Annotated in this window: 20 protein-coding genes; 14 read left to right on the top strand and 6 right to left on the bottom strand. The window is 62.5% G+C overall.

The features are described from left to right. Positions 1–3: 3 nt before the first annotated feature. From kdpB to M2401_RS04595, 4 genes are all read left to right on the top strand, one after another. Positions 4–2,070: a potassium-transporting ATPase subunit KdpB gene (gene kdpB / locus M2401_RS04610; protein WP_259100324.1), complete on the top strand. Its 2,067-nt coding sequence runs from the start codon at positions 4–6 to the stop codon at positions 2,068–2,070. 148 nt (positions 2,071–2,218) lie between these two features. After that, positions 2,219–2,791 carry a potassium-transporting ATPase subunit KdpC gene (gene kdpC / locus M2401_RS04605; RefSeq protein ID WP_259100322.1) on the top strand — a complete coding sequence of 191 codons (573 nt, stop codon included), beginning with the start codon at positions 2,219–2,221 and terminating at the stop codon, positions 2,789–2,791. An 18-nt stretch (positions 2,792–2,809) separates the two neighbouring features. Next, positions 2,810–5,467 (top strand): sensor histidine kinase KdpD, encoded by a 2,658-nt coding sequence (locus M2401_RS04600; RefSeq protein WP_259100321.1) that lies wholly within the window; start codon positions 2,810–2,812, stop codon positions 5,465–5,467. Positions 5,468–5,522: 55 nt separating this feature from the next. Further along, positions 5,523–6,212 carry a response regulator gene (locus tag M2401_RS04595; RefSeq protein WP_259100319.1) on the top strand — a complete coding sequence of 230 codons (690 nt, stop codon included), beginning with the start codon at positions 5,523–5,525 and terminating at the stop codon, positions 6,210–6,212. A 27-nt stretch (positions 6,213–6,239) separates the two neighbouring features. On the opposite strand, the gene M2401_RS04590 is transcribed toward M2401_RS04595, so the two are convergent. Next, positions 6,240–7,271, bottom strand: a complete 1,032-nt coding sequence (locus M2401_RS04590) for a patatin-like phospholipase family protein (protein WP_259100317.1) — start codon at positions 7,269–7,271, stop codon at positions 6,240–6,242. A gap of 153 nt (positions 7,272–7,424) precedes the next feature. Here M2401_RS04590 and M2401_RS04585 point away from each other — a divergent pair, with 153 nt between their 5' ends. From M2401_RS04585 to M2401_RS04560, 6 genes are all read left to right on the top strand, one after another. Beyond that, positions 7,425–7,703, top strand: a complete 279-nt coding sequence (locus M2401_RS04585) for a hypothetical protein (protein ID WP_259100315.1) — start codon at positions 7,425–7,427, stop codon at positions 7,701–7,703. Between the two features lie 292 nt (positions 7,704–7,995). Next, complete coding sequence (locus tag M2401_RS04580) at positions 7,996–8,913, top strand: MoxR family ATPase (RefSeq protein ID WP_259100312.1); 918 nt, start codon at positions 7,996–7,998, stop codon at positions 8,911–8,913. Then, positions 8,910–9,866 carry a DUF58 domain-containing protein gene (locus M2401_RS04575; protein ID WP_259100309.1) on the top strand — a complete coding sequence of 319 codons (957 nt, stop codon included), beginning with the start codon at positions 8,910–8,912 and terminating at the stop codon, positions 9,864–9,866. The genes M2401_RS04580 and M2401_RS04575 overlap by 4 nt, the downstream gene beginning before the upstream one ends. Further along, complete coding sequence (locus M2401_RS04570; RefSeq protein ID WP_259100307.1) at positions 9,863–11,854, top strand: DUF3488 and DUF4129 domain-containing transglutaminase family protein; 1,992 nt, start codon at positions 9,863–9,865, stop codon at positions 11,852–11,854. The genes M2401_RS04575 and M2401_RS04570 overlap by 4 nt, the downstream gene beginning before the upstream one ends. A gap of 137 nt (positions 11,855–11,991) precedes the next feature. Continuing rightward, positions 11,992–12,759 carry a CHAD domain-containing protein gene (locus tag M2401_RS04565; RefSeq protein WP_259100305.1) on the top strand — a complete coding sequence of 256 codons (768 nt, stop codon included), beginning with the start codon at positions 11,992–11,994 and terminating at the stop codon, positions 12,757–12,759. Positions 12,760–12,845: 86 nt separating this feature from the next. Continuing rightward, a complete protein-coding gene (locus M2401_RS04560) occupies positions 12,846–13,640 on the top strand; it encodes an acyl-CoA thioesterase II (RefSeq protein ID WP_259100304.1) in 795 nt (264 codons plus the stop codon). A 136-nt stretch (positions 13,641–13,776) separates the two neighbouring features. Here the strand turns inward: M2401_RS04560 and M2401_RS04555 are convergent, their stop codons facing one another. The 3 genes from M2401_RS04555 to M2401_RS04545 form a co-directional block, all read right to left on the bottom strand. Then, on the bottom strand, positions 13,777–13,950 hold the full coding sequence (locus M2401_RS04555; RefSeq protein ID WP_259100302.1) for a hypothetical protein: 174 nt from the start codon (positions 13,948–13,950) through the stop codon (positions 13,777–13,779). An 87-nt stretch (positions 13,951–14,037) separates the two neighbouring features. After that, entirely contained in the window at positions 14,038–15,519 is a 1,482-nt protein-coding gene (locus tag M2401_RS04550; RefSeq protein ID WP_259100300.1) for a methyl-accepting chemotaxis protein, read from the bottom strand. Between the two features lie 99 nt (positions 15,520–15,618). Then, a complete protein-coding gene (locus M2401_RS04545) occupies positions 15,619–16,437 on the bottom strand; it encodes a TatD family hydrolase (protein WP_259100299.1) in 819 nt (272 codons plus the stop codon). 184 nt (positions 16,438–16,621) lie between these two features. Between M2401_RS04545 and M2401_RS04540 the strand changes: the two genes are divergently transcribed. From M2401_RS04540 to greB, 4 genes are all read left to right on the top strand, one after another. Next, positions 16,622–18,049 carry a transglycosylase SLT domain-containing protein gene (locus M2401_RS04540; protein WP_259100296.1) on the top strand — a complete coding sequence of 476 codons (1,428 nt, stop codon included), beginning with the start codon at positions 16,622–16,624 and terminating at the stop codon, positions 18,047–18,049. A gap of 99 nt (positions 18,050–18,148) precedes the next feature. Then, positions 18,149–18,583: a DoxX family protein gene (locus tag M2401_RS04535; protein ID WP_259100293.1), complete on the top strand. Its 435-nt coding sequence runs from the start codon at positions 18,149–18,151 to the stop codon at positions 18,581–18,583. Between the two features lie 353 nt (positions 18,584–18,936). Next, positions 18,937–19,245, top strand: coding sequence for a class I SAM-dependent methyltransferase (locus tag M2401_RS04530; protein ID WP_259100291.1), 309 nt, complete (start codon positions 18,937–18,939; stop codon positions 19,243–19,245). A gap of 57 nt (positions 19,246–19,302) precedes the next feature. After that, the gene (greB, locus tag M2401_RS04525) at positions 19,303–19,782 is read left to right on the top strand and encodes a transcription elongation factor GreB (RefSeq protein ID WP_259100288.1); all 480 of its coding nucleotides are present in this window, start codon (positions 19,303–19,305) and stop codon (positions 19,780–19,782) included. 120 nt (positions 19,783–19,902) lie between these two features. Here the strand turns inward: greB and M2401_RS04520 are convergent, their stop codons facing one another. Further along, positions 19,903–22,413 carry an ABC transporter permease gene (locus M2401_RS04520; RefSeq protein ID WP_259100285.1) on the bottom strand — a complete coding sequence of 837 codons (2,511 nt, stop codon included), beginning with the start codon at positions 22,411–22,413 and terminating at the stop codon, positions 19,903–19,905. Continuing rightward, positions 22,413–23,096, bottom strand: coding sequence for an ABC transporter ATP-binding protein (locus M2401_RS04515; RefSeq protein WP_259100282.1), 684 nt, complete (start codon positions 23,094–23,096; stop codon positions 22,413–22,415). The genes M2401_RS04520 and M2401_RS04515 overlap by 1 nt, the downstream gene beginning before the upstream one ends. Positions 23,097–23,106: the final 10 nt, after the last annotated feature.

Genomic DNA, 23,106 nt, shown 5'->3' with positions numbered 1-23,106 from the left:
ATGATGAATATGCAGACTCCTGTTGCGAAACAACCTGAGCAACCCGCTGTTGCGCCATCAGCCAAGACTGCCATCGCTGATCTGTGGCGCCCGGCGCTGATCCAGGCCTTTGTCAAGCTCGACCCGCGGCAGTTGCAACGCTCGCCGGTGATGCTGGTGGTGGAGCTGACGGCGATCCTGACCACGGTGCTGTGCGCCATTCCTGATCCGGCCGTGCCGACTTCGGTGGCGTTGCAGATCGCCTTGTGGCTGTGGTTCACCGTGCTGTTTGCCAACTTCGCCGAAGCCTTGGCCGAAGGTCGCGGCAAGGCCCGGGCCGACAGCCTCAAGGCTGGCAGCGAAGGCCTGAAAGCGCGGCTGCGCGAGAGCACTGGCGCATTTCGGGTGGTCAATGCCACGACCCTGCGCAAGGGCGATGTGGTGCGGGTCGAAGCCGGGGAAATGATCCCCGGCGACGGCGAAGTCATCGAAGGCATCGCGGCGGTCAACGAAGCGGCGATTACCGGGGAATCGGCGCCGGTGATCCGTGAGTCGGGGGGCGATCGCTCGGCGGTCACCGGCAATACCCGGTTGGTTTCGGACTGGTTGCTGGTACGTATCAGCAGCAATCCCGGCGAATCCACTCTGGACCGCATGATCGCTCTGGTCGAAGGCGCCAAGCGGCAGAAGACTCCCAATGAAGTGGCGCTGGATATCCTGCTGATTGGTCTCACCCTGATCTTCCTGTTGGTGGTGGTGACCCTGCAGCCGTTCGCCCGTTTCTCCGGGGGCAGCCTGCCCTTGGTGTTCCTGGTCGCGCTGCTGGTCACGCTGATTCCTACCACCATCGGTGGTTTGCTCTCGGCCATCGGCATCGCCGGGATGGATCGCCTGGTGCGCCTGAATGTGATTGCCAAGTCCGGCCGCGCCGTGGAAGCGGCGGGGGACGTGCATGTGCTGTTGCTGGACAAGACCGGCACCATCACCTTCGGTAATCGCCGTTGCAGCGCGGTGTATGCCGCGCCCGGTGTGACCGCCAAGGAGCTGGCTGAAGGTGCTTTGCTGGCGTCCCTGGCTGATGACACTGCCGAAGGTAAATCGATTGTCGAGTACCTGCGCGAGCTGCACAGCTTTAACGAGCCGTCGTTGCAGGAACTGACCGCCGTGCCATTTAGTGCCGAGACTCGGCTGTCCGGCGTCGACCATGGCGAGCGCATCTATCGCAAGGGCGCAGTGGATTCGCTGCTGAGCTTTGTCGGCATGCAGCGCAGCGATCTGCCATTGCCCCTGTCCAGGGAGATCGACAAGATCGCCAAGACCGGCGGCACGCCGCTGCTGGTCTGTGTCGGACACAAGCTGCTGGGCGCCATTCACCTCAAGGATGTGGTCAAGCCCGGTATTCGCGAGCGTTTTGCCGAGCTGCGCAAGCTGGGTATCCGCACGGTCATGGTCACCGGTGACAACCCGCTGACTGCTGCGGCCATCGCCGCTGAGGCGGGGGTCGATGACGTATTGGCCGAAGCCACGCCGGAGAAAAAACTGGAGCGCATCCGTCAGGAGCAGAACGACGGGCGCCTGGTTGCCATGTGCGGCGACGGCGCCAACGATGCCCCTGCCCTGGCCCAGGCGGACGTCGGCATGGCCATGAACGACGGCACCCAGGCCGCGCGGGAAGCGGCCAATATGGTCGATCTCGACAGCGACCCGACCAAGCTGCTGGATGTGGTGCAGATCGGCAAGGAACTGCTGGTCACCCGTGGCGCCCTGACCACGTTCTCGATTGCCAATGACGTGGCCAAGTACTTCGCCATCCTGCCGGCGTTGTTCGCGGCGATTTATCCGCAACTGGGCGTGCTCAACATCATGCAACTGGCCAGCCCGCAGAGCGCGATCCTCTCGGCCATCGTCTTCAACGCCCTGATCATCGTCGTACTGATCCCCCTGGCCCTGCGCGGCGTGCGAGTGCAGGCGGCGAGTGCGGCGGCATTGCTGCGCCGCAATCTGCTGATCTACGGCCTGGGCGGGATTGCCGTGCCGTTCGTGGGGATCAAGCTGATCGATATGCTGCTGACCGGGTTGCATCTGGTCTGAGGCCGTCGAAGGCGCTGTAAACGAATTGTGGGAGCGGATTCATCCGCGAAAGGGCCAGTACATTCAACGCATTGTTATCGCCAGAAATGGCCTCTTCGCGAATGAATTCGCTCCCACAGGTTGAGTATGTTTTTTGAGGAGTTCCATCATGTCGACTGTACTGCGTCCGGCCCTGAGCCTGATTGTGTTGATGACCCTGATTACTGGCGTGGCCTATCCGCTGGTGGTGACCGGGATCGCCCAGGTGGCGTTCCCCGCACAGGCCAATGGCAGCCTGATCCATGATGCCAGCGGCAAGGTCCGTGGCTCTGAGCTGATCGCCCAGGCCTTTACCGGTGATGAATGGTTCCATTCGCGGCCATCGGCCGGGGCTTTTGCCACCGTTGCCAGCGGGGCCAGCAACCTGGCACCGAGCAATCCGGCCTTGGCCAAGCGCGTTGCCGATGATGCCGCCAGTGCTTTCGTAGCGGGTCAGGGCCCGGTGCCCTTGAGCCTGTTGACCACTTCCGGCAGCGGTCTCGACCCGCATCTGACGCCTGCCGCCGTGGCCTATCAGAGCGCCCGCGTCGCTGCGGCCCGGCATCTGCCCCTGGCCCGCGTGCAGGATCTGATCGACGACAACACTTATCGTCCCCTGATCGGGCCACCGGTGGTCAATGTGCTGACCTTGAATAAGCAGCTGGATGAGTTACCGTCTGCGCAACGTAGCGCCCAGCTGTAATCAATGGAGAGCATCAAGTTGAGTGATTCCGGCCGTGCCGATGCCTTGTTGGCGGACCTGCCCAGGGAGGGCCGTGGGCGGCTCAAGGTGTTTCTCGGCGCAGCACCGGGGGTAGGCAAGACCTACGCCATGCTCCAGGCCGCCCACGCGCAGTTGCGCCAGGGCACGCGGATCATCGCTGGCGTCGTCGAAACCCATGGCCGCGCGGAGACCGAGGCGTTGCTCGGTGGCTTGCCGCAACAAGCCTTGCTGCGCTCGGAATACCGTGGCGTGACCCTGGAGGAAATGGACCTGGACGGCTTGCTCAAGGCCGCGCCAAAACTGGTGCTGGTGGATGAACTGGCCCACAGCAACGCCCCCGGCAGTCGCCATGCCAAGCGCTGGCAGGATATTCAGGAACTGCTCGCGGCAGGCATTGACGTCTACACCACTGTCAACGTCCAGCACCTGGAAAGCCTCAATGATCAGGTGCGTGGTATCACCGGCGTGCAGGTGCGCGAGACTCTGCCCGACTGGGTGTTGCAGGAAGCCTACGAACTGGTGCTGATCGACCTGCCACCCCGCGAGCTGCTGGAGCGCCTGCGCGAGGGCAAGGTCTACGTGCCGGAGCAGGCGCGGGCGGCCATCGATGCGTTTTTCACCCAGACCAATCTCACCGCCCTGCGTGAGCTGGCGATGCAGACGGCGGCGGCTCAGGTCGATGACGATCTGGCTCAGGGTTATCGGCAACTGGGGCAGGACGCTCCGGCCGTGCGCGGACGGCTGTTGGTGGGGATCGACGGCGATGCCCAGGCCGAGCGTCTGGTGCGCCATGCCAGCCGGGTGGCGCAGCGACGGCATCTGCCGTGGAGTCTGGTGCATGTGGATAATGGCCGGGTCCTGGACGAAGTGGCGCGCATGCGTCTGCAAAATGCTCAGCAACTGGCCGAACGCCTCGGTGGCGAGGTGATTCTGCTGCGTGCGGGAGAGGTGGCGAAAACCCTGATCCAGCACGCCGCTGAACGCCGCGCCAGTCTGGTGCTGGTCGGTCAGTCACGACCGCGTCTGCGCCGGCGGCTGTTCGGCGGTGGCCTGGCGGCGCGGCTGTTGCGCGATGCCCATGGCCTGGAAATCAATGTGCTCGACAGCGAGGCACGCGCGGACCAGCCGGTGGCGCGCTCGGCGCGGCAGCTGGTCTGGTTCGACTATGCCCTGGCGCTGATCGCCACGGTGCTGGCCAGTTGTCTGGCCAAGGCGGTGGCGGAATTTCTCGCGTTGCCGAATATCTCTCTGGTGTTCCTCGCCGCCGTGCTGCTGGTGGCGGTGCGCAGCAGCCTGGGGCCGGCCCTGGCCTGTGCGGCATTGTCGTTTCTGGCGTATGACTATCTGTTCATTCCGCCGACCTTTTCCCTGAGTATCCAGCGCGAAGAAGACGTGCTGACCCTGCTGTTCTTCCTGCTCATGGCGGCCCTGACCGGTAATCTGGCCGCTCGCCAGCGCCGCCAGTTGCAGGCCCTGCGCGATACCCAGGAGGAAACCAGCGAGCTGCTCGATCTGTCGCGCAAACTCACCGCTGCTACGGACCGTCAGGCGGTATTGAGCGCAGCGGCGCAGCATCTGGGTGGTTGGCAGGAGCTGCAGGTGTGCCTGCTGGAGCGCGATGGTCAGGGTGGCTGGAAGTCGGCAAGCGACGGCTCCCTGCAATTGTCCGAGCCTGAACGTGCCGCCGCCGATTGGGCCTGGCAGCACGATCAGGCCGCCGGCCATGGCACGGGTACCTTGCCGTCCGGGCGTTGGTGGTGGTGGCCGTTGTCGGCGGAGGAGGGGCCACTGGCGCTGCTGGGTGTCTGCCCCCGTGATGGTCAGGCATTCACCGCGCAACGCCGTCGCTTGCTCACGGCCCTCAGCCAACCCTTGGCCCAGGCCCTGGCGCGGGCACAGCTGGCCGAGGAACTTGAAGCCGCGCGGTTGCACGGTGAGACAGAACAGCTGCGCAGTGCGTTGCTGGCCTCGGTCTCCCACGATCTGCGTACGCCGCTGACTGCCATGCGCGGCAGCATCGACAGCCTGTTGGCCCTGGGCGAGGCGATTCCACGGGAGGACCGTATCGAGTTGCTGGAAGGCACCCGCGACGAAGCCGAGCGTCTGGATCGCTATATCCAGAACCTGCTGGACATGACCCGCCTGGGCCACGGCGCCCTGAAATTGGCCCGTGACTGGGTATCGCCCGGCGATATCGTCGGCAGCGCCCTCAATCGCCTGCGCGCGGTGCTCGCGCCATTACAGATGATGACGCGCTTGCCTCAAGACTTGCCGCTGCTTTATGTACACGCTGCGCTGATCGAGCAGGCATTGGTTAATGTGCTGGAAAACGCTGCGCGCTTTTCGCCAGTGCACGGACGACTGGCCGTTGAAGTGGCGGTCGGTGACAGCGAGGTGTCCTTTGCCGTCAGCGATGAGGGACCGGGCATTCCCGAAGCCGAGCGGGCGAAGATTTTCGATATGTTCTACACCGCTGCCCGGGGTGATCGCGGTGGCCAGGGGACGGGGCTGGGTCTGGCGATCTGCCAGGGCATGGTCGGCGCCCACGGCGGGCGCATCAGCGTGGCAGAAGGCATTGATGGGCGCGGCACCTGTATCACCCTGCACCTGCCCTTGCCGACCCAGCCGGAAGATGAAACGGAAAGCCATTCATGAGCCGTGATTGCGTTAGGCTAGCAGCTCTTTTTCGACTGACAAGAGCGCGGCCAGCATGAGCCAGACCTCCACCCTTCTGGTGATCGACGACGAGCCGCAGATCCGTAAATTCCTGCGCATCAGCCTCGCGTCACAGGGCTACAAAGTGCTCGAAGCCGCCACCGGCAACGAAGGCTTGAGCGTGGCGGCGTTGAACAAGCCCGATCTGGTGGTGCTTGATCTCGGCCTGCCGGACATGGACGGCCAACAGGTGCTGCGCGAACTGCGCGAATGGTCGGCGATACCGGTACTGGTGCTGTCGGTGCGGGCCAGCGAAGCCGAGAAGGTTCAGGCGTTGGACAGCGGTGCCAACGACTACGTGACTAAGCCATTCGGAATTCAGGAGTTCCTGGCGCGGATCCGCGCACTGCTGCGCCAGGTTGGCGGGGGCGAGCAAGTGCCGTCGGCGTCGGTGTTCGGCCCGCTGACCGTTGACCTGGCCTTTCGCCGGGTGCTGCTCGATGGCGTCGAAGTCAGCCTGACCCGCAAGGAATACGCGGTACTGGCGCAACTGGCCAGGCATCCGGGGCGGGTCATTACCCAACAGCAACTGCTCAAGGAAATCTGGGGCCCGACCCATACCGAAGATACCCACTACCTGAGAATCGTCGTCGGCCATCTGCGGCAGAAACTCGCCGATGACCCGGCGGTGCCACGCTTTATCGTCACCGAGGCGGGAGTGGGTTATCGGTTGTTAGAGCACTAGATCCCGCCGAGCAGTTCAATCACCTGATCAGCGCCCATGCTCCTTCTCATACCGATCCAGGGTATCGCTGGCAATCTCCCGGCCCAGGGCGATCAACTCCGGGGCTTTGTAGAACTCGAAGAACCGGCACACCCTTTTCGGCACGTTGATCAGGATATCCGGCGGATAACCGGCGATCTTGTATTGCGCCAGGGACGTCTGCATGACCTCGAAGCTCTGGTTGATCAGGTCCAGCAGCGACGCCGGGCCGACGTTATCGACGATAAACGAGCCCGCAGCCGACCTCGGCGCGCCAGCAGCCTGCGGGGCGGCGGCGGGTTGCTGGTCGAGTGGGTCGGCTGAGTCCTCGCCGGGCCAGGTGGCGGCGACGGTTTCTATCTGCAACAGCTCCGGGTTCAGCGGGTCGAGCTTGCGCCGGAACGGCAGGCGCGAACCCAGGGAGCCCATCAGGCTGTCGAAGCGTCGCTTGACGGCGGGGGTGCGCTCGATCACCGGCAACTGGTACTGGCCCTGATTGGTGGCGTTGAGATTGACCGCAACGATCAGGTCGCAATGGGCTGAAACCACCGGCACGATCGGCAGCGGGTTGAGCAGGCCGCCATCGACCAGGGTGCGATTGCCCTGAATGACCGGGGTAAACAGGCTGGGAATGGCTGCCGAGGCGCGCATGGCCTGATGCAGGTTGCCTTCCTGGAACCAGATTTCCTGCTGGTTGGTCAGGTCCGTGGCCACGGCCGTATAGGGAATGCGCAGGTCTTCGATATTGATCTCGCCGACGATCTCGCGAATCTGCCCGAAAACCTTTTCCCCGCGGATGGCTCCCAGGCGGAAGCTGACGTCCACCAGACGCAGCACGTCGAGGTAGTCCAGGCTCTCGATCCACTCACGGTATTCGCGCAATTTTCCAGCGGCATAAACGCCGCCGACCACTGCCCCCATGGAGCAACCGGCAATGCAGGCAATGTCATAACCCCGCCGTTCCAGCTCTTCGATCACACCGATATGCGCATAACCACGCGCGCCGCCGGAGCCCAGCACCAAGGCTATTCTTTTGCTCATCGGTCCTCTCCTTTTGCGATCGCCCCACCATACCTGTAATAGAGCGCGAGAGACCATGAAAACGGTTACTCTTGGCGGCTGTTATCACGGCACTTTTGCGTGGCGGCATCGTCAAACTCGCACACTGGATTTTTATTCGTTGAGGAACACCCCATGAAAGCCTGGATCTGCCTGCCACTCATTCTTCTGTCCCTGGCCGGATGCGCCGGAAAAACCGGTTACCGTGAGAGCTGTGGTTCGCAACTGGATGCCGCCTGGCATGAGCTGGATCTGGCCAAGGCCGAGGGTTTTGCGGGTACTGTCAGCTACTCCAAGGCCCTGTCGCTGTTGACCGGCGCCAAGACCCAGCAGCAGTTCGAAGCCTTTGAAGGCTGCACGGCCAAGGCCGAGAAAGCGCGCTTCTACATCAAGGAATCCCGCGCCGGGCGATAAGTCTGTTGCGGCATGACGCTTCGCCAATTTTTGGGTGCGCCGATTGTGCGAGGGACTTGTGGGAGCGAATTCATTCGCGAAAGGGCTTGTACATTCGATACAGCTTCATCGTCTGTAAATGCAGCCTTCGCGAATGAATTCGCTCCCACAAGATTTCCTGCCACAAATTCCTTGTGCATTCTCAACTCTTACCGATCTGCCATCATTTCCATCGCTGCTCTGGTGAAAACGCCTACGCTGACCTTAAAGTGGTCTGGCATTTTCCACGGCAGTCGCCTGTAGAGGTTTAGCGATGGGCAGAAAACTCGATGAATGTCTGAACGCCATCAATGAAGTGGTGTTAGGCAAAGAGCCTCAGGTGCGCCTGGCGTTGACCTGTCTGCTGGGCGGCGGACACTTGTTGATCGAAGACTTGCCCGGCATGGGCAAGACCACCCTGAGCCATACCCTGGCGCGGGTGCTGGGCCTGAGCTTCCAGCGTATTCAATTCACTTCTGATCTTTTGCCCGGCGATATTCTCGGCACTTCGGTATTTGACCGGGACACCGGACAATTCATCTTTCATCCGGGGCCGATCTTCGCCGAACTGGTGTTGGCCGATGAAATCAACCGCGCCACGCCGAAGAGCCAGAGCGCGCTGCTCGAAGCCATGGAAGAGGGCCAGGTGACCATCGAAGGGGCGACCCGGTTGCTGCCCGATCCGTTCTTCGTCATTGCTACCCAGAACCCGTTCAGCCAGGGCGGTACCTTTGCCTTGCCCGAATCGCAACTGGACCGCTTCCTGATGCGCTTGTCTCTGGGCTATCCGGCCCGGGCCGCCGAGAAGGCGCTGCTGCTGGGCGAGTCCCGGCGTGATCTGCTGCCACGCATGCAGCCCTTGCTCGACCATGCCGAACTGGCGGCCCTGCAGGCCCAGGCGCGGCAGGTACGGGCCAGCGATGCGCTGGTCGATTATGTGTTGCGTCTGGTCGATGCCACGCGCAGCCAGCCGCAGTTTGCTTATGGTCTGTCACCCCGCGCCAGCCTGGCGATTCTTGCGGCCGCGCGGGCTTGGGCCTTGCTGGCCGGGCGCGATTATGTGATCCCCGAAGACGTCCAGGCGATTTTGCCCGCCGTGATCGGCCATCGCCTGCGCGAGCGTTCCGACCCGACCGGGCATGGTGGCGGAGCGCTGGTGCAGTGGCTGCTGCGTGAGGTGTCAGTGCTTTGATCGAACAGTTCAAACCGCGCTGGCAACGCTGGCTGGTTCGGCGTATTCCCCCGGCGTCACGCATCGAACTCAACCATCGGCGGATTTTCATCATGCCGACCCGGGTGGGTGGCACCTATGCACTGGTGCTGTTTCTGATGCTGCTGGTGGCGATCAACTACCAGAGCAGCCTGGCTTACGCCCTGACATTCCTGCTGATGTCCGTGGGCCTGCTGGCGATCCTGCACACCTACCGCAATCTCAGTGGTTTGGTGCTTAGTGCCGGGGCGGCGCGTTCGGTGTTCGTCGGCGAGCCGGTGCAACTGCGCCTGCGCCTGGAAAGTGCCGGGCAGGCCCATCAGGCCATTGCCCTGGGCTGGAGCATCGAACAGTTGCAGCAGGCCGATGTCTCGGCCAAGGGCTTGACTGAAGTGGAGATGACCCTGCCAGCCATGCGTCGTGGCTGGCTGCGAGCGCCACGTCTGCGGGTCGAGAGTGTTTTTCCCCTGAGTATCCTGCGCGCCTGGAGTTGGTTGGATCTGGAGCAGACGGTGCTTATCTACCCGCGCCCCCTGGCCGGGACCATGCCCCTGCTCAAGGGCGCCCAGCCCCACCGCGAAGACGAAGGCCAGGCCACACCGGGGCAGGGCGTCGATGACTACCAGGGCCTGCGGGCCTATCAGCCAGGGGACAGTCGCCGGCGCCTGCACTGGAAGGCTTATTCCCGGGGGCAGGGCTTGTATATCAAGGATTTTGCCGACCTCAGTGGTCATGACCTGTGCCTGGATTTCATGGCTCTGGCCGGTGATATCGAAGAACGCTTGTCGCGCCTGAGTTACTGGGTGCTGGAACTGTCCCACCGGCAACAGCCGTTTGCCCTGCGTCTGCCTGACTTCTTGTCCCGGGTCGACAGCGGCGACGCCCATCGCGAAGCCTGCTTGCGTGCTCTGGCGCTGTACGGGGTGCGCTCGTGAACACCAAGGCCAGCCAGGGCACGCCGATTCCCCGCACCAGCCTGACCTGGCTGCTGCTGGCACAGGCGTTGGTCATCGTGCCGTTTTTGCAGCACTTGCCTGTATCGATAATCCTGCTGTGGCTGGGCTGCACCTTCTGGCGGGTGCAGATTTTTCGCATGCGCGCGCGCAACCCCGGCACCTGGGTCAAATCGGGGCTGTTGGTAGGGACCGCGGGCGGTGTGTATCTGGCTCGGGGCAGTCTGGTTGGGCTTGACGCCGGGGCGGCGCTGCTGATTGCTGCGTTCGTCCTGAAAATGCTGGAAATGCAGACTCGTCGTGATGCTCTGGTGCTGATCTTTCTCGGCTTCTTCTGCGTGGCCGTGGGCTATCTGTTCGAAAGTGAGCTGCTCTGGGGAGTGTTTACCCTGCTGCCGGTCTGCACCTTGTTGGCGGCGCTGATCGGCCTGCATCAGTCCGACCTGTCCAGCGGCGCGAGCAGCACTCTGAAGCTGGCGGCCAAGCTGATGATGCAGGCCGTGCCATTGATGTTGCTGCTGTTCCTGTTCTTCCCGCGCCTGGAGCCGCTGTGGTCGTTGCCGCAACCCGGTGGCAAGGCGTTGACCGGGTTGTCCGACAGCATGACGCCTGCGGATGTCGCCGAGCTGAGCAAATCGCCGGCGCTGGTCATGCGTGCCAGTTTCAGCGGGCCGTTGCCGCCCCGTAATCAGCTGTACTGGCGGGCTCTGACCCTGGAGCAATTCGACGGTCGGCGCTGGTCGCAATCAGCACGGGCCCAGACCGTGCAACTGCCGGACTGGCGCAAGTACGGCGAACCCCTGAGCTATAACATCGTCCTGGAGCCGTCCGGGCGACCCTGGCTGCTGGCTCTGGATACCGCCGAAAACGCCCAGGCGGATGTCAGGCAGATGAGCGACTTCCGTCTGCAACGCAGGCGCCCGGTGGATCAGGCATTGATGTACGACCTGCGTTCCTGGCCCGACGCCGTGCGGGATGCGCAGCTGACCGAGAATATTCAGCGCCAGGACCTGCAATTGCCCGCTAAGGGCAACCCCCAGGCCAGGCAGTGGGCCGCTGACCTGCTGCGCCGCTATCCAAAGCCTGATGCGTTGGTCAACGCCATGCTCGAGTATTTCAATCGCGAGCCTTATCACTACACCCTGAAACCGCCGACCCTGGGCGCCGATACGGTGGACAGCTTCCTGTTCGACAGTCGCGCCGGTTTCTGTGCTCACTATGCCGGGGCCATGACCTTCGTCCTGCGTGCAGCGGGGATTCCGGCGCGGGTAGTGGCCGGTTATCAGGGCGGCGAATGGAACGAAGGCGGGCAGTACCTGACCGTGCGCCAGTACGACGCCCATGCCTGGGTCGAATACTGGCAGTCCGGGGTTGGCTGGCGCAGCGTCGATCCAACGGCTGCCGTCGCCCCGCAACGTATCGAACAGGGTCTGGAGCAGGCCCTGGCGGCGGACGAGGACTTCCTGCAGGACTCGCCCATGTCGGCCTTGCGCTATCGCAACGTGGCCTGGCTCAACGCCTTGCGCATGGACTGGGACAGTCTCAATTACGGTTGGCAACGCTGGGTTTTGGGTTATCAGGGGCAGCAGCAATTGCAGGTGCTCAGTCGCTGGTTCTCCGGCTTCGATGCGCCGGTATTCGGCGCGGGGGCGCTGCTGATCCTCGGAGCCATGGCTCTGTGGCTGCTCAAGCCCTGGCAGCGTGAAAGCGACTCGCAGTTGCGTCTGTTCAATGCGTTTGAACGCTTGCTGGCGCGCCATGGTCTGCATCGTTTACCGGGGGAAGGCGCCGAAGCCTTCGCCCGCCGTGCCGTTGCGCAGTTTCCGCAGCAGGCCGATGCCATCGAGGATTTTGTCGGCGAGTTCCAGGCCCAGCGCTACGCCGGACAATCGACCTCGGCGGCGCAGTTGCGGCGTAGCCTGAAACGGTTGCGGCGGCGGTTGCCGTGGCGGCGTTCGGTCGTTAAGTGAGTATCAATGTCAGGTTGTTGGAGCGAGGCTTGCCCGCGAACCTTTCAGCGCGATTTGCCGGGTAAACCGGGTTATCGTTCTTCGCCGGCAAGCCACGCTCCCACGGGAATTTATCGTTGCGATAAGGGGTATCGAAAATGTCTTCACGGGTTGACCATCTGGTCGCCGAGTTCGTCGCGCTCGAGGTCAAGCTGCTGGCGTGTCATGCCCGCCTGGCCGCGTCCACCGACAGCGAGGCGCTGCACGATCTGCGCACCACCGTGCGCCGCCTGCGCAGCGTGCTGCGGCCACTGCGCGGGCTGCCCGGCGTCGATCAACTTGAGGAGGCGGCCAAGGCCGTCGGCCATGTGACGACGCCGCTGCGCGATATGCAGGTGCTCGAAGCTTTTCTGGCAAAAAAAGGCCTGAACGAGGCTGCACAACGCCGTCATGACTTTCTGCGCCAGGCCTGCCCGGCGGTGGCGACTTCAGCCGAACTGAATCGTCTGCTTGGCATGCTCGATCAGTTCCCCGGCTTTGTCCGCGTGCAACAGCGCCAGGGCCTTATGCGCGGCCTGGGCAAGCGTATCGGCAAGCGTCTGCACAAGCAGTGGAAGCAGCTGGAGCAGGCGATTGCCGATCCGGCCCATGACCGCCATCGCCTGCGCCTGTTGATCAAGCGCGTACGCTATGCCGCCGAGGCCTATCCCGAACTCAGTCACTCATCTAAAGCCATTACGACCCGCCTCAAGGCCGCCCAGAGCGCCCTGGGCGACTGGCACGATCATTTGCAGTGGTTGGCCCAGGCCGGGCAGCAACGCGATCTGGCGCCCTGCATTGCTGGCTGGCAGCTGGGTATTGTGCGGGCCGAAGGCAAGGCCGATGAGGCTCTGAAACGTTTGCACAAGGCGTGTTTTGCCGATTGATTGGCGGATATGGAACCTATGGCCGGGCAGGTCTGCGGTTAAGATCATGGGAATAATCCTACAAACCTTTCCGCCTTGGGGTGCCCATGACGTTTTCCGAATTGATCGATGCCGTACGCCAGAACCCGCTGGACGTCACCGTGCCCGCCGAATGGGGGCAGGGAAGGGCCAGTTTCGGCGGACTGATGGCGGCCTTGCAATACGAAGCCATGCGTCTGCAGGTGGCCGAGGATCGGCCGGTACGCTCCCTGGCAATTACCTTTGTCGGCCCGGCCGAACCGGGTGTACCGATCGCTTTTGAGGTGGACGTGTTGCGCGAGGGTAAGGCGGTCAGCACCTTGCTCGGCCGGGCGATGCAGAACGGTCAGGTGATGACCCTGATTCAGGGCAGCTTCGGCGCACCCCGGGAATCAGAGATCGAAGTCGACTCCGTGGCGGCGCCCGTTTTCAAAAGTCTGGAAGAGAGCTTCCCGCTGCCCTTTCTCGAAGGAGTGATGCCGTCCTACCTGCGCTTCATGGACGTGCGCTGGGGGCTGGGCGGCGTGCCGTTCAGCCACACCCCGTCGCCCGCCATTGGTGGTTACGTGCGCTTTCGCGAGATCGAGCAGCAGCCCATGACCGTGGCCCATTTGTTGGCGCTGGTCGACACCTGGCCACCGGCAACCTTGCCCCACCTCAAGCGCCCGGCGCCGGGCAGTACCCTGACCTGGACCATCGAGTTCCTTCAGCCGATGCCGGCTCTGGATACCCATGACTGGTGCCAGTACCAGGCCGTGATCGAGCATTCACGCCATGGCTATGGCCACACCGCAGCGGGGCTGTGGGCGCCCAATGGCAAGCAGATTGCGATCAGTCGGCAGACGGTGACCGTGTTTGGCTAGCGCTTGTTTGAGTGGATCGAACGCTGTGGGAGCGAATTCATTCGCGAAAGCGGTATCACGTATATAAAAAATGCGTTGGCTTTACCGACCTCTTCGCGGATGAATCCGCTCCCACAAATCGAGACCAGTCTGCGGGTCAAGAGTTGTTCGCCGCACTGCTTCGGGAAGCCAACGCCGCCGCCAGACTGATCAAACCAATAGCCAGCGACGGCAGGCTACGCGACAGTGCGCCGTCGGCCAGCAACAGGATGGCGAGAGCAAACAGTGGCACTGCCAGCGGGTTGCGGGAGTTGAAAAATAGCATGGCCATGGCAGTTCTCTTCAAGACATCGAGTGATGCCTTGAAGAATACGCATGATTCTCATTCGTCGCGAATCGAGCCTGACTATCGTCGCGATTAGAGTTTCAATTGGCCGATGGCTTTGCTCAGCTCACCGGCCAGGGTGGCCAGTTCGCCACTGGTATTGGCTGAGTCGACGGTCTGGGTCACGGTGCGTTCAGTCACGTCACGGATACTGACCACGGCGCGGTTCATCTCTTCGGCCACCTGACTCTGCTGCTGTGCGGCAACGGCGATCTGTGTGTTGCTCTCGCGCATCTGCGCCACCGCACCGGCGATGGCGGCCAGGGCTTCCCCGGCTTCCTTGGCCTGTTGTACGCATTCGTCGGCCTTGAACGAGCTGTCCTGCATGAAATCCACGGCATCCCTCGTACCGGCCTGCAGCGCCGAAACCATGGTGGTGATTTCGTCGGTGGAGCTCTGCACACGTTTGGCCAGGTTGCGCACTTCATCGGCGACCACGGCAAAGCCACGGCCCATTTCCCCGGCGCGTGCAGCTTCGATGGCGGCGTTGAGGGCTAGCAGATTGGTCTGCTCGGCGATGCTGTGGATCACATTGACCACGCCATTGATCTTCTGGCTGTCTTCGGCCAGGCGCTGAATCATTTCGGCGGTCTGTTGTACGCCGCTGGACAGCCCGGCGATGGACAACTGCACGCGGTCGACCACGGCCTTGCCGCCACCGGCCAGGTTGTCGGCGGTCTGGGACTGGTCGCGGGTGGTGTTGGCATGCTGGGAAATATGGAAGACGGTGGCGCTCATCTCATTGATCGCGGTGGCGACCTGATCGGTCTCGCTCTGCTGGCCGAGCATGCCACGACGGACGTCACTCATCCCCGACGCCAGGTGTGCAGCGCCCTGGTCGAGGCGCGAGGCGGTCTGCGCCACGGTATTGACCACGCGCTGATAACCGGCCTGCATGGCGTTGAACGCCTTGGCCATCTGGCCGACTTCATCTTCGCTGGACAGGGGCACGCGAGCTGAAAGATCACCGCTTTTCTCGACGTGCAGCATCACGTCCTTGAGGGTATTGAGATGGCTGAGCAGGAAGCGGATCAGCAACTGTGAAGCGCCGAGCATGGCCAGCATCAGGATAAACACGCAGACCGCATAGTTGACGAAGCGGTTCTCCAGGACCTGGCTCAAGCTGGGGGCAAAGGCCAGTACGGCGACGCGCTGATTGTCGCCACGGCTGATGACATTGGCACCGACCAGATGGGTATCGCCGCTGTGGATCGGCTGAGCCAGCTCAATCCAGTCCCGGCCGCTGGCCAGTTCTGTCAGGGGTTGATTATTGAAGCTGGGCGCCTGGCCCTGGGTGAAGACCAGAATATTGCTGCCGGTCGGCAGGGCCTGGGCGGCGGGCAAACTGCCGAGCAGGCGGGCCTGGGACTGGGCTGAGTCGCGGGCATCATCGAACCTGGCATTGTGTTCCAGCTGCAGGGCGTAGAGCACGAGGAACAGGGTGGTGATGAAGGCGACTGCGTTGACCGCCCAGAACTTGTACTTCAGCGAAATGTTGCTAAGCCATGAGCCCATAATTGGTCTTCTTTTGATAAAGCATTGATAGACATGCGGCAAGGTGCCATCAGGGTGACGCAATCTTCAGGATATCTGTTGATTTGCGTCAAGAAGGTGTCATTTGTTGCCCTCGGGCAGTTTCGGCAGCAAAAAGAATGCCTGTGCGCAGGCGCTGCTGTGTTCGGCCAGATCTTCCAGGCTTTCGCCGCGATGCAGCGCCACTTCGCGCAGTACTTCGGGCAGGTAGGCCGGTTCGTTGCGACCGTTCTTCGGTTTTGGCCGCAAAGTGCGCGGCAGCAGGTAGGGCGCATCGCTTTCCAGCATCAGGCGGCCACGGGGAATATTGCGCACCAGCGGGTGCAGGTGAGTGCCGCGGCGTTCGTCGCAGATCCAGCCGGTGATGCCGATATGCAGGTCCAGGTCCAGATAGCTGAACAGCGCTTTTTGCTCGCCGGTAAAGCAGTGCACGACTGCGGCGGGCAGGCGGTCGCGGTAGTCGCGCAGGATCTCCAGCAGGCGCTGGTTGGCGTCGCGCTCGTGGAGGAACACCGGTAATTGCAGCTCGACGGCCAGGGCCAGGTGCGCTTCGAGGACTTTTTCCTGCTGCGGGCGCGGGGAAAAGTCCCGGTTGAAGTCCAGGCCGCATTCGCCCACGGCGCGCACGCGTTTTTCTTTTAGCAAGGCATGCAACTGTTTCTCGCTTTCACCGGTCCAATCGCTCGCTGAATGCGGGTGGATACCGGCCGTAGAGAACAGTCGCAGAGCGGATTCGTCCAGCTCCAGGCAAGCCTGCAAGGCCTGTTCGCTGCCCTCGACACTGGTGCCGGTGACCACCAACTGACTGACCCCGGCGGCATAGGCACGGTCGAGTACCGCCTGTCGCTGGGAGGCAAAGCTGGGGTTGGTCAGGTTGACGCCGATGTCGATCAGTTGCATGGTGCTACCTCAGGCCTAGAGCCACCAAGCATATCAGAGCTTGGGTTACAACAAGAAAATGCTGTCAATTCAACGAATTGAAAACAGCCGTTGCAACGCTCTCGCAAGACTTCGCTCTAAGTGCACCAGTCGTTTGTTCCCTTTTTTGCCTGTTTTTCCGTCCGGCATCTCCCTGGAGAAGTGAATGACCCGAGCCGCGCTTTTGCCCATGATTTGTCTTTCGGCATTTTTACTGCCGCTGCCTGCCTTCGCCGTGACCGCTGGCCCGGTCCAGGCTCAGCATGCGACTCAGGTAAGAGACCTTGCCGCCATTCGCAGCAGCAAGGTACTGCGGGTGCTGGTCAATCAGAGCCGCAACAGTTCCGGTGACGTGCAGGGCCAGGAAATCGGCGTCGAATACCATCGCCTGCAGGCCTTTGAGCAATACCTCAACAGCCATGCCCGTGATGGTCAGCGCGTGACCTTCAAGGTCGTGCCCAAGGCCAAGAATCAACTGCTTGGCGCACTGGAAAGAGGCGAGGGCGATCTGGTTGCACCAGGCGAACTGCTGGATGTGAGCACCGCCCAGGGCGTCGAGGCCAGTGCGCCAATCATCAGCCACGTCCCCATGGTGCTGGTGGGGCTTAAGGGCCAGGCGTCATTCAAGCGCGTCGAGCAGCTGTCGGGTCGTACGTTGAGTTTGTCCACCGGCAGCGCGGCCGATGAGGCCGTGCATCAGTTGAATCAGAAGCTGGCCCTGCGCAAGCTGGCGCCGGTCAAGATCGAATGGGTCGACCCGAGCCTGGCGGTGGAAGACGTGCTGGAGATGGTCCAGGCCGGGATCTATCACTTGACGGTGGTCGAGCAGCCGATTGCCGAGCGCTGGGCCAAGGTCATGCCCAAGCTGCGGGTCGATCGCGCGCTGACCCTGGGCACCAGCGCCAATATGAGCTGGTTCGTACGCCGTGATGCGTCGCAGTTGCGCGACACCATCGATACCTTCCTCAAGGGTTATCACGCCCCGGCCAATCAGGATGTCGCCTTTGAGCGCGTCTACAAACGCCTGTATCAAGTGCATAACCCGTTGGCTCGAGAGGATCGTGCGCGGCTGGAAAAAATCCGCCCGATGTTGCAGCGTCATGCCGATGAGCAGGGTATGGACTGGCTGAATCTGGCGGCACTGGCGTTCAAGGAGTCGGCACTCGATCCCGGCGCCAGAGGCAGTGGCGGCGCTACCGGATTGCTGCAGATTACCCCGTCGGCGGCCCAGCGGGTCGGCGTAGGCAATATTCAGAGCGCTGACGATAACGTTCAGGCCGGCGCCCGTTATCTGGCACTGATTCGCCGCAAGTTTTTCTCCAGCCCCAAGGTCAACGAGCGTGAGCGCATGGCCTTCGTTCTGGCCGCCTACAACCTTGGGCCGGAGCGGGTCCAGGGCATGCGTGAAGAAGCACGCAAGCGCGGGCTCAATCCCAATCAGTGGTTTTTCCAGACCGAACGGGTCGCCATGGAGCAGGCCGGGATGGGTGTGGTCAGCTACGTCAATAGCGTCAACAAGTACTACTTGGCCTTCGACCATGAACGGGACTCTCTGGAGTCGGATCCGCCCGGAAAAGCACTGATACGTAAATGATCGATTTATTCGATGTTAATGCCGGGATTTTTGCGATATTCATATGAGTTAATTCGATTATTATGGCGCCACTCTCTGCACTCAAACGGAATTAACGCCATGAACACTCTGATCAAAACTGTACTGAACACTCGCGCCGGCTACGGCATCACTGTATTGCGCATCATCGTCGGCATCCTGCTGATGGCTCACGGCAGCCAGAAACTCTTCGGCTTCTTCGGCGGCTACGGCCTGGAAGGCACCGGCCAGTACATGGCCAGTCTGGGTCTCAATCCCGGCTACCTGATGGCGCTGATGTCCGGCAGTGCCGAATTCTTCGGCGGCCTGGCCCTGTTCCTCGGTCTGCTGGCGCGCCCGGCGGCACTGGTGGTGACCATCATGCTGGCGGTGGCGATTCTTACCGTACACATCCATAACGGTCTGTTCATGGCCAACAATGGCTACGAATACGGCCTGGCGCTGATGGCGGCGACCCTGGCCATCCTTATCGAAGGTGCGGGTCGGTTCTCGGTGGATGGGGTTATCGCCAAGTAAGCAACGCAACACTATTAAGCTCCCACAGGTGAATGCTTGCGGGGGCTTCTTTGTCTTGGGGAGTGCCCGGATCCGTTGGAGCCGGGCTTGCCCGAGAAAGCCTCGGCGCGGAGCTTCTGACGGATCGCATCGTCAATTCGCGGGCAAGCCGCGCTCCAACAGAGTGTGTGCTGTGTATTCGCTCCATTTGACAACCCCTCATCGCCTTCTCTAGGATGCTGATCTTGCGCCGATTTAAACAACTACTTGCGGGGCGCCAGGTGGGTGAGAACCCATCGAAATACCGCTAAAGCGTTGGTCCGGTGTCGCCTCTCACCGCTGCCCAGCGGAACCCTGAGGCAGAGAAACCACCCATGAGCACCCTGCGCCCCCTCGTTCGTCTTTCCCCGTTCACTTCTCCGCTGCAACGTCGCAACCCGAAAATCCTTCTCGGTGGCTCCCATCAGCCCACGCTGTTGCGCTATCTCGATGGCTGGCCCAAGCGCAAGGGCCGTCCCCACGCTTTTTTGATCCAGTTCGTCGATAACTGGCAGCCTCTGGCCAACTTCGCCAACGACCAGTTCGACCTGGCGGTGATTCAGGCGCCGCAGCCCGAGCATCTGGAAGAAGTGGTTCGCCAACTGGTGCGTATCGCGCGTCAGGGTTTGATCACCCGCGGTTGACGTTGTTCTTTCTCGAAATACTATGTCGGCCTGCGTTGCCAGGCTGGGGAAAGACCTTTGAGCACCAACATCATCACTCAGGAAGGGCATGCTGCCCTCAAGCAGGAACTGGATTACCTGTGGCGCGAGAAACGCCCGGACACCACGCGTAAGGTGACCTGGGCCGCGTCCCTGGGGGATCGCAGCGAAAACGCCGATTACCAGTACAACAAGAAACTGCTGCGCGAGATCGACCGCCGCGTGCGCTACCTGCGCAAGCGCCTGGAAGATGTGCGGGTGGTCGCCTATTCGCCGGAGCAGGAAGGCAAGGTTTTCTTCGGCGCCTGGGTCGAGGTGGAGAACGAAGAGGGTGAGATCAAGAAATTCAGGATCGTTGGCTATGACGAGATCTACGGGCGTAACGACTACATCTCCATCGACTCACCCATGGCCCGTGCGTTGCTGAAGAAGGAAGTCGGCGACGAGGCGCTGGTGCAGATCCCGACGGGGGAGATGCTGTGGTGGATCAATGAGATCAGTTACCCGAAAACCCCATGATTATTTGACGTGAAATGAAATACCTGCGAGAGCCGGCTTGCTGGCGATGGCGGTGTGTCAGTCAACGAAATATTGACCGACACACCGCTTTCGCGGGCAAGCCCCACTCCCACGGCTACTTCAACCGTCGCGCAACACGGTCAGCGGGCTGACATTCAATGCCCGACGCGTGCCGAATACTCCGGCACCACCCACCAGCAAGGCACCGATCACCGGCAGCAACAGCAGCCAGGCATGGGGATGCCAGTGCAGGTCGAAGGCAAAGCGGTACAGCACGAAGCTCACCAGTTCACAGCCCAGTGCCGCCAGCAGGCCACTGGCCGCGCCGAGCAGGCCGAACTCGATGCGCCGGGCCTTGATCAGCAGAGTGCGTTCGGCACCCAGGGCACGCAGCAGGGCGCCCTGGCGGATGCGCTCATCGAGGGTCGCCTGCAGGCCGGAAAACAGCACTGCCAGACCCGCCGCCAGCACGAACAACAGCACGTACTGCACCGCCAGCGTCACCTGGCCGAGGATGCTGCGCAGCTGTTCGAGCAACGCCTGTACTTGCAGAATGGTCACCGCCGGGTAGGTCCGGGACAGCTCGACGATGGCCTGATCGTTGCCTGGCGCGAGGTAGAAGCTGGTCAGGTACGTGGTCGGCAGATCCTGCAGGGTGCCGGGCTGGAAGATCATGAAGAAGTTCGGTTGAAAGGTATCCCAGTTCACTGTACGCAAACTGGTCACCACCACTTCCCGGGTCATGCCGCCGATGACGAAACTCATATGGTCGCCCAGCTTGAGCTGGAGGCTTTCTGCCAGTTTGGCCTCCACCGACACACCTGGGACGGCATCGGCCGCCGGGGTTGCGGCATTCCACCAGCTGCCCGCCGTGATGGTGTTGCCTTCCGGCAGGTCGGCGGCCCAGGTGAGGCTGAGGTCGCGCTGGGTGGCGTTCTCCCCACGGGAATCCTTGGTCACGAACTGGCTGACCGGGGTGCCGTTAATGGTGATCAGTCGCCCTGGGATTACCGGATATAACGGCGCCGAATGACTGGACAGATGGCTCAGGCGCTCGGCGAAGTTGTCTTTGTCCGCCGGCAGGATATTGAGCACGAAATAGTTGGGCGCGTCCTTGGGCAACTGATTCTGCCAGGTGTCGAGCAGCTCGCCGCGCAACAGGGCGATCAAGCCCATGGACAGCAGGATCAGGCCGAATGCCAGGGATTGCCCGGCGGCCGCCAACGGATAGCGCAGCAGTTGTCCCAGGCCCAGGCGCCAGGGCAGGGAAGCGCCCATCAGCAGGCGGCGCAGGCTTTTCAGCAGGAGCAGCATCAGGCCGCCGAGAATCAGTGCCGCGACTACGCCGCCACCGAGCAGGGCGAAAGTCAGCACCAAGTCCAGGCTCAGGCGCCACATGATCAGGCCCAGAGCCAGCAGAGCGGTGCCGTAGACCAGCCAGGAACTGGGCGGAATCGGCAGCATGTCGCGACGCAACACCCGCAGTGGCGGCACCCGCCCCAGAGCCGCGAGAGGCGGCAGGGCAAACCCGGCTAGGGCTACCAGGCCGGTGCCGATCCCGGCCAGGGCAGGCAGCAGGCCACCTGGCGGTACGGAAGCGGGCAGCAGGCCTTCGAGCAGATAGAACAGACCCAATTGAGCCAGCCAGCCGAGTATCGCGCCGCTGAGGCTGGCCAGGACGCCGAGAATCGCCAGTTGCAGGCTGAACAGGGTCAAGGCTTCGCCACGGGACAGGCCCAGACAGCGCAGCAGGGCACTGGCATCGAAGCGGCGACTGGCGAAACGTGATGCCGACAGCGCCACAGCGACACCGGCCAGCAGCACCGCGACCAGACTGGCCATGTTCAGATAGCGCTCAGCCTTGCCCAGCGCGCCGCCGATCTGCTGGTTGCCGTCGCGGGCGTCGCGCAGGCGCTGGTTGGGCGCCAGGCCCGGCTCGATGGCCTTGTTATAGGCCGCCAGCGCCGGGGCCGGGCCGCGCCACAGCTCGCGGAAGCTGACCCGGCTGCCCGGCTGGACTACGCCTGTGGCTTGCAGATCCGCCAGGTTGATCATCACCCGCGGGGTCAGGCTGTAGAAATTGCCCGCGCGGTCCGGTTCGTAGGTGAGGACCCGGGTCAGGGTCAGGGTCTTGGAGCCGACGTCGATGCTGTCGCCGACTTTCAGGTTCAGCGCGGCGAACAGGCGCGACTCGGCCCAGGCTTCCCCGGCCTGCGGCTCGCCACCGGCAGTTTCTTGCTGATACGGCGCGGGGGCGCTTTTCAGTTCGCCGCGTAACGGATAAGCCTGGTCCACGGCCTTGACGCTGGTCAGCTGAATACCGGTATCGGTGGCGATTACGCTGGAAAACTCCACCGTTTGCGCATGATCCAGGGCAAGTTTGCTACCGGCCTCGATTTGCTCGGCTTTTGCCGGGCTGGAGCCTTCCAGGACCAGATCGGCGCCGAGAAACTCAGTGGCCCGCAGCAACATGGCGCCATTGAGCCGGGCACCGAAGTAGCCGATGGCGGTACTGGCAGCCACAGCCACGACCAAGGCGAAAAACAGCACCCGCAGTTCCCCGGCGCGGGCATCGCGCAACAGCTGGCGGCAGGCGAGGGTGAACAGGCGCAGCAACGGCAATCGGGCCATCAGGGCTCCAGTGGGGTGGCCAGGCGGCCACCTTCAAGGCGGATCAGGCGGCGGCAACGGTGCGCCAGGCGCTCATCGTGGGTCACCAGCACCAGAGTGGTCTGGCGTTCCTTGTTCAGTTCGAACAGCAGGTCGCTGATCCGTTCGCCGGTATGGCTGTCGAGGTTGCCGGTGGGTTCGTCGGCAAACAATACCGCAGGATCAGCGGCAAAGGCCCTGGCCAGGGCGACGCGCTGTTGTTCGCCACCGGACAGCTGGCGCGGGGTGTGGGTCAGGCGTTGGCCGAGGCCGACCCGTTCCAGCAGATTGCGCGCGTGTTCCCGGGCATCCTTGCGGCCCTCCAGTTCCATGGGCAGCATGACGTTTTCCAGGGCATTGAGGCTGTCGAGCAACTGGAACGACTGGAACACGAAACCGACATTTTCGGCCCGTACCCGGGCGCGCTGGTCTTCGTCCAGCTGGCTGAGATCACGCCCGGCCAGTATCACGGAGCCGGCGCTGGGCAGGTCGAGACCGGCGAGCAGGCCGAGCAGCGTCGACTTGCCGGAACCCGAGGCGCCGACGATGGCCAAAGAGTCGCCCTTGTTCAGTTCCAGAGAGAGTTCGTGCAGGATGGTCAGATCACCTTCGGTGCTGGGAACCACTTTGCTGAGGTTTCGGGCACTGAGAATACTTTCACTCATGGAGAATCCG

It is taken from the genome of Pseudomonas sp. JUb42 (assembly GCF_024807945.1).
Taxonomy (GTDB): domain Bacteria; phylum Pseudomonadota; class Gammaproteobacteria; order Pseudomonadales; family Pseudomonadaceae; genus Aquipseudomonas.
Note: the sequence above shows the minus strand (reverse complement) of the source record. Positions and strands in the feature narration are given on the sequence as shown.

Bases quoted from the DNA above. Each gene is read 5' to 3' on its own strand.
- M2401_RS04540 (WP_259100296.1), top strand. From the start codon at position 16,622: ATGACCCGAGCCGCGCTTTTGCCCATGATTTGTCTTTCGGCATTTTTA.
- M2401_RS04535 (WP_259100293.1), top strand. From the start codon at position 18,149: ATGAACACTCTGATCAAAACTGTACTGAACACTCGCGCCGGCTACGGC.
- M2401_RS04555 (WP_259100302.1), bottom strand. From the start codon at position 13,950: ATGGCCATGCTATTTTTCAACTCCCGCAACCCGCTGGCAGTGCCACTG.
- kdpC (WP_259100322.1), top strand. From the start codon at position 2,219: ATGTCGACTGTACTGCGTCCGGCCCTGAGCCTGATTGTGTTGATGACC.
- M2401_RS04560 (WP_259100304.1), top strand. From the start codon at position 12,846: ATGACGTTTTCCGAATTGATCGATGCCGTACGCCAGAACCCGCTGGAC.
- M2401_RS04545 (WP_259100299.1), bottom strand. From the start codon at position 16,437: ATGCAACTGATCGACATCGGCGTCAACCTGACCAACCCCAGCTTTGCC.
- M2401_RS04585 (WP_259100315.1), top strand. From the start codon at position 7,425: ATGAAAGCCTGGATCTGCCTGCCACTCATTCTTCTGTCCCTGGCCGGA.
- M2401_RS04520 (WP_259100285.1), bottom strand. From the start codon at position 22,413: ATGGCCCGATTGCCGTTGCTGCGCCTGTTCACCCTCGCCTGCCGCCAG.
- M2401_RS04550 (WP_259100300.1), bottom strand. From the start codon at position 15,519: ATGGGCTCATGGCTTAGCAACATTTCGCTGAAGTACAAGTTCTGGGCG.
- M2401_RS04590 (WP_259100317.1), bottom strand. From the start codon at position 7,271: ATGAGCAAAAGAATAGCCTTGGTGCTGGGCTCCGGCGGCGCGCGTGGT.
- M2401_RS04565 (WP_259100305.1), top strand. From the start codon at position 11,992: ATGTCTTCACGGGTTGACCATCTGGTCGCCGAGTTCGTCGCGCTCGAG.
- kdpB (WP_259100324.1), top strand. From the start codon at position 4: ATGAATATGCAGACTCCTGTTGCGAAACAACCTGAGCAACCCGCTGTT.
- M2401_RS04515 (WP_259100282.1), bottom strand. From the start codon at position 23,096: ATGAGTGAAAGTATTCTCAGTGCCCGAAACCTCAGCAAAGTGGTTCCC.
- M2401_RS04580 (WP_259100312.1), top strand. From the start codon at position 7,996: ATGGGCAGAAAACTCGATGAATGTCTGAACGCCATCAATGAAGTGGTG.
- M2401_RS04595 (WP_259100319.1), top strand. From the start codon at position 5,523: ATGAGCCAGACCTCCACCCTTCTGGTGATCGACGACGAGCCGCAGATC.
- M2401_RS04530 (WP_259100291.1), top strand. From the start codon at position 18,937: ATGAGCACCCTGCGCCCCCTCGTTCGTCTTTCCCCGTTCACTTCTCCG.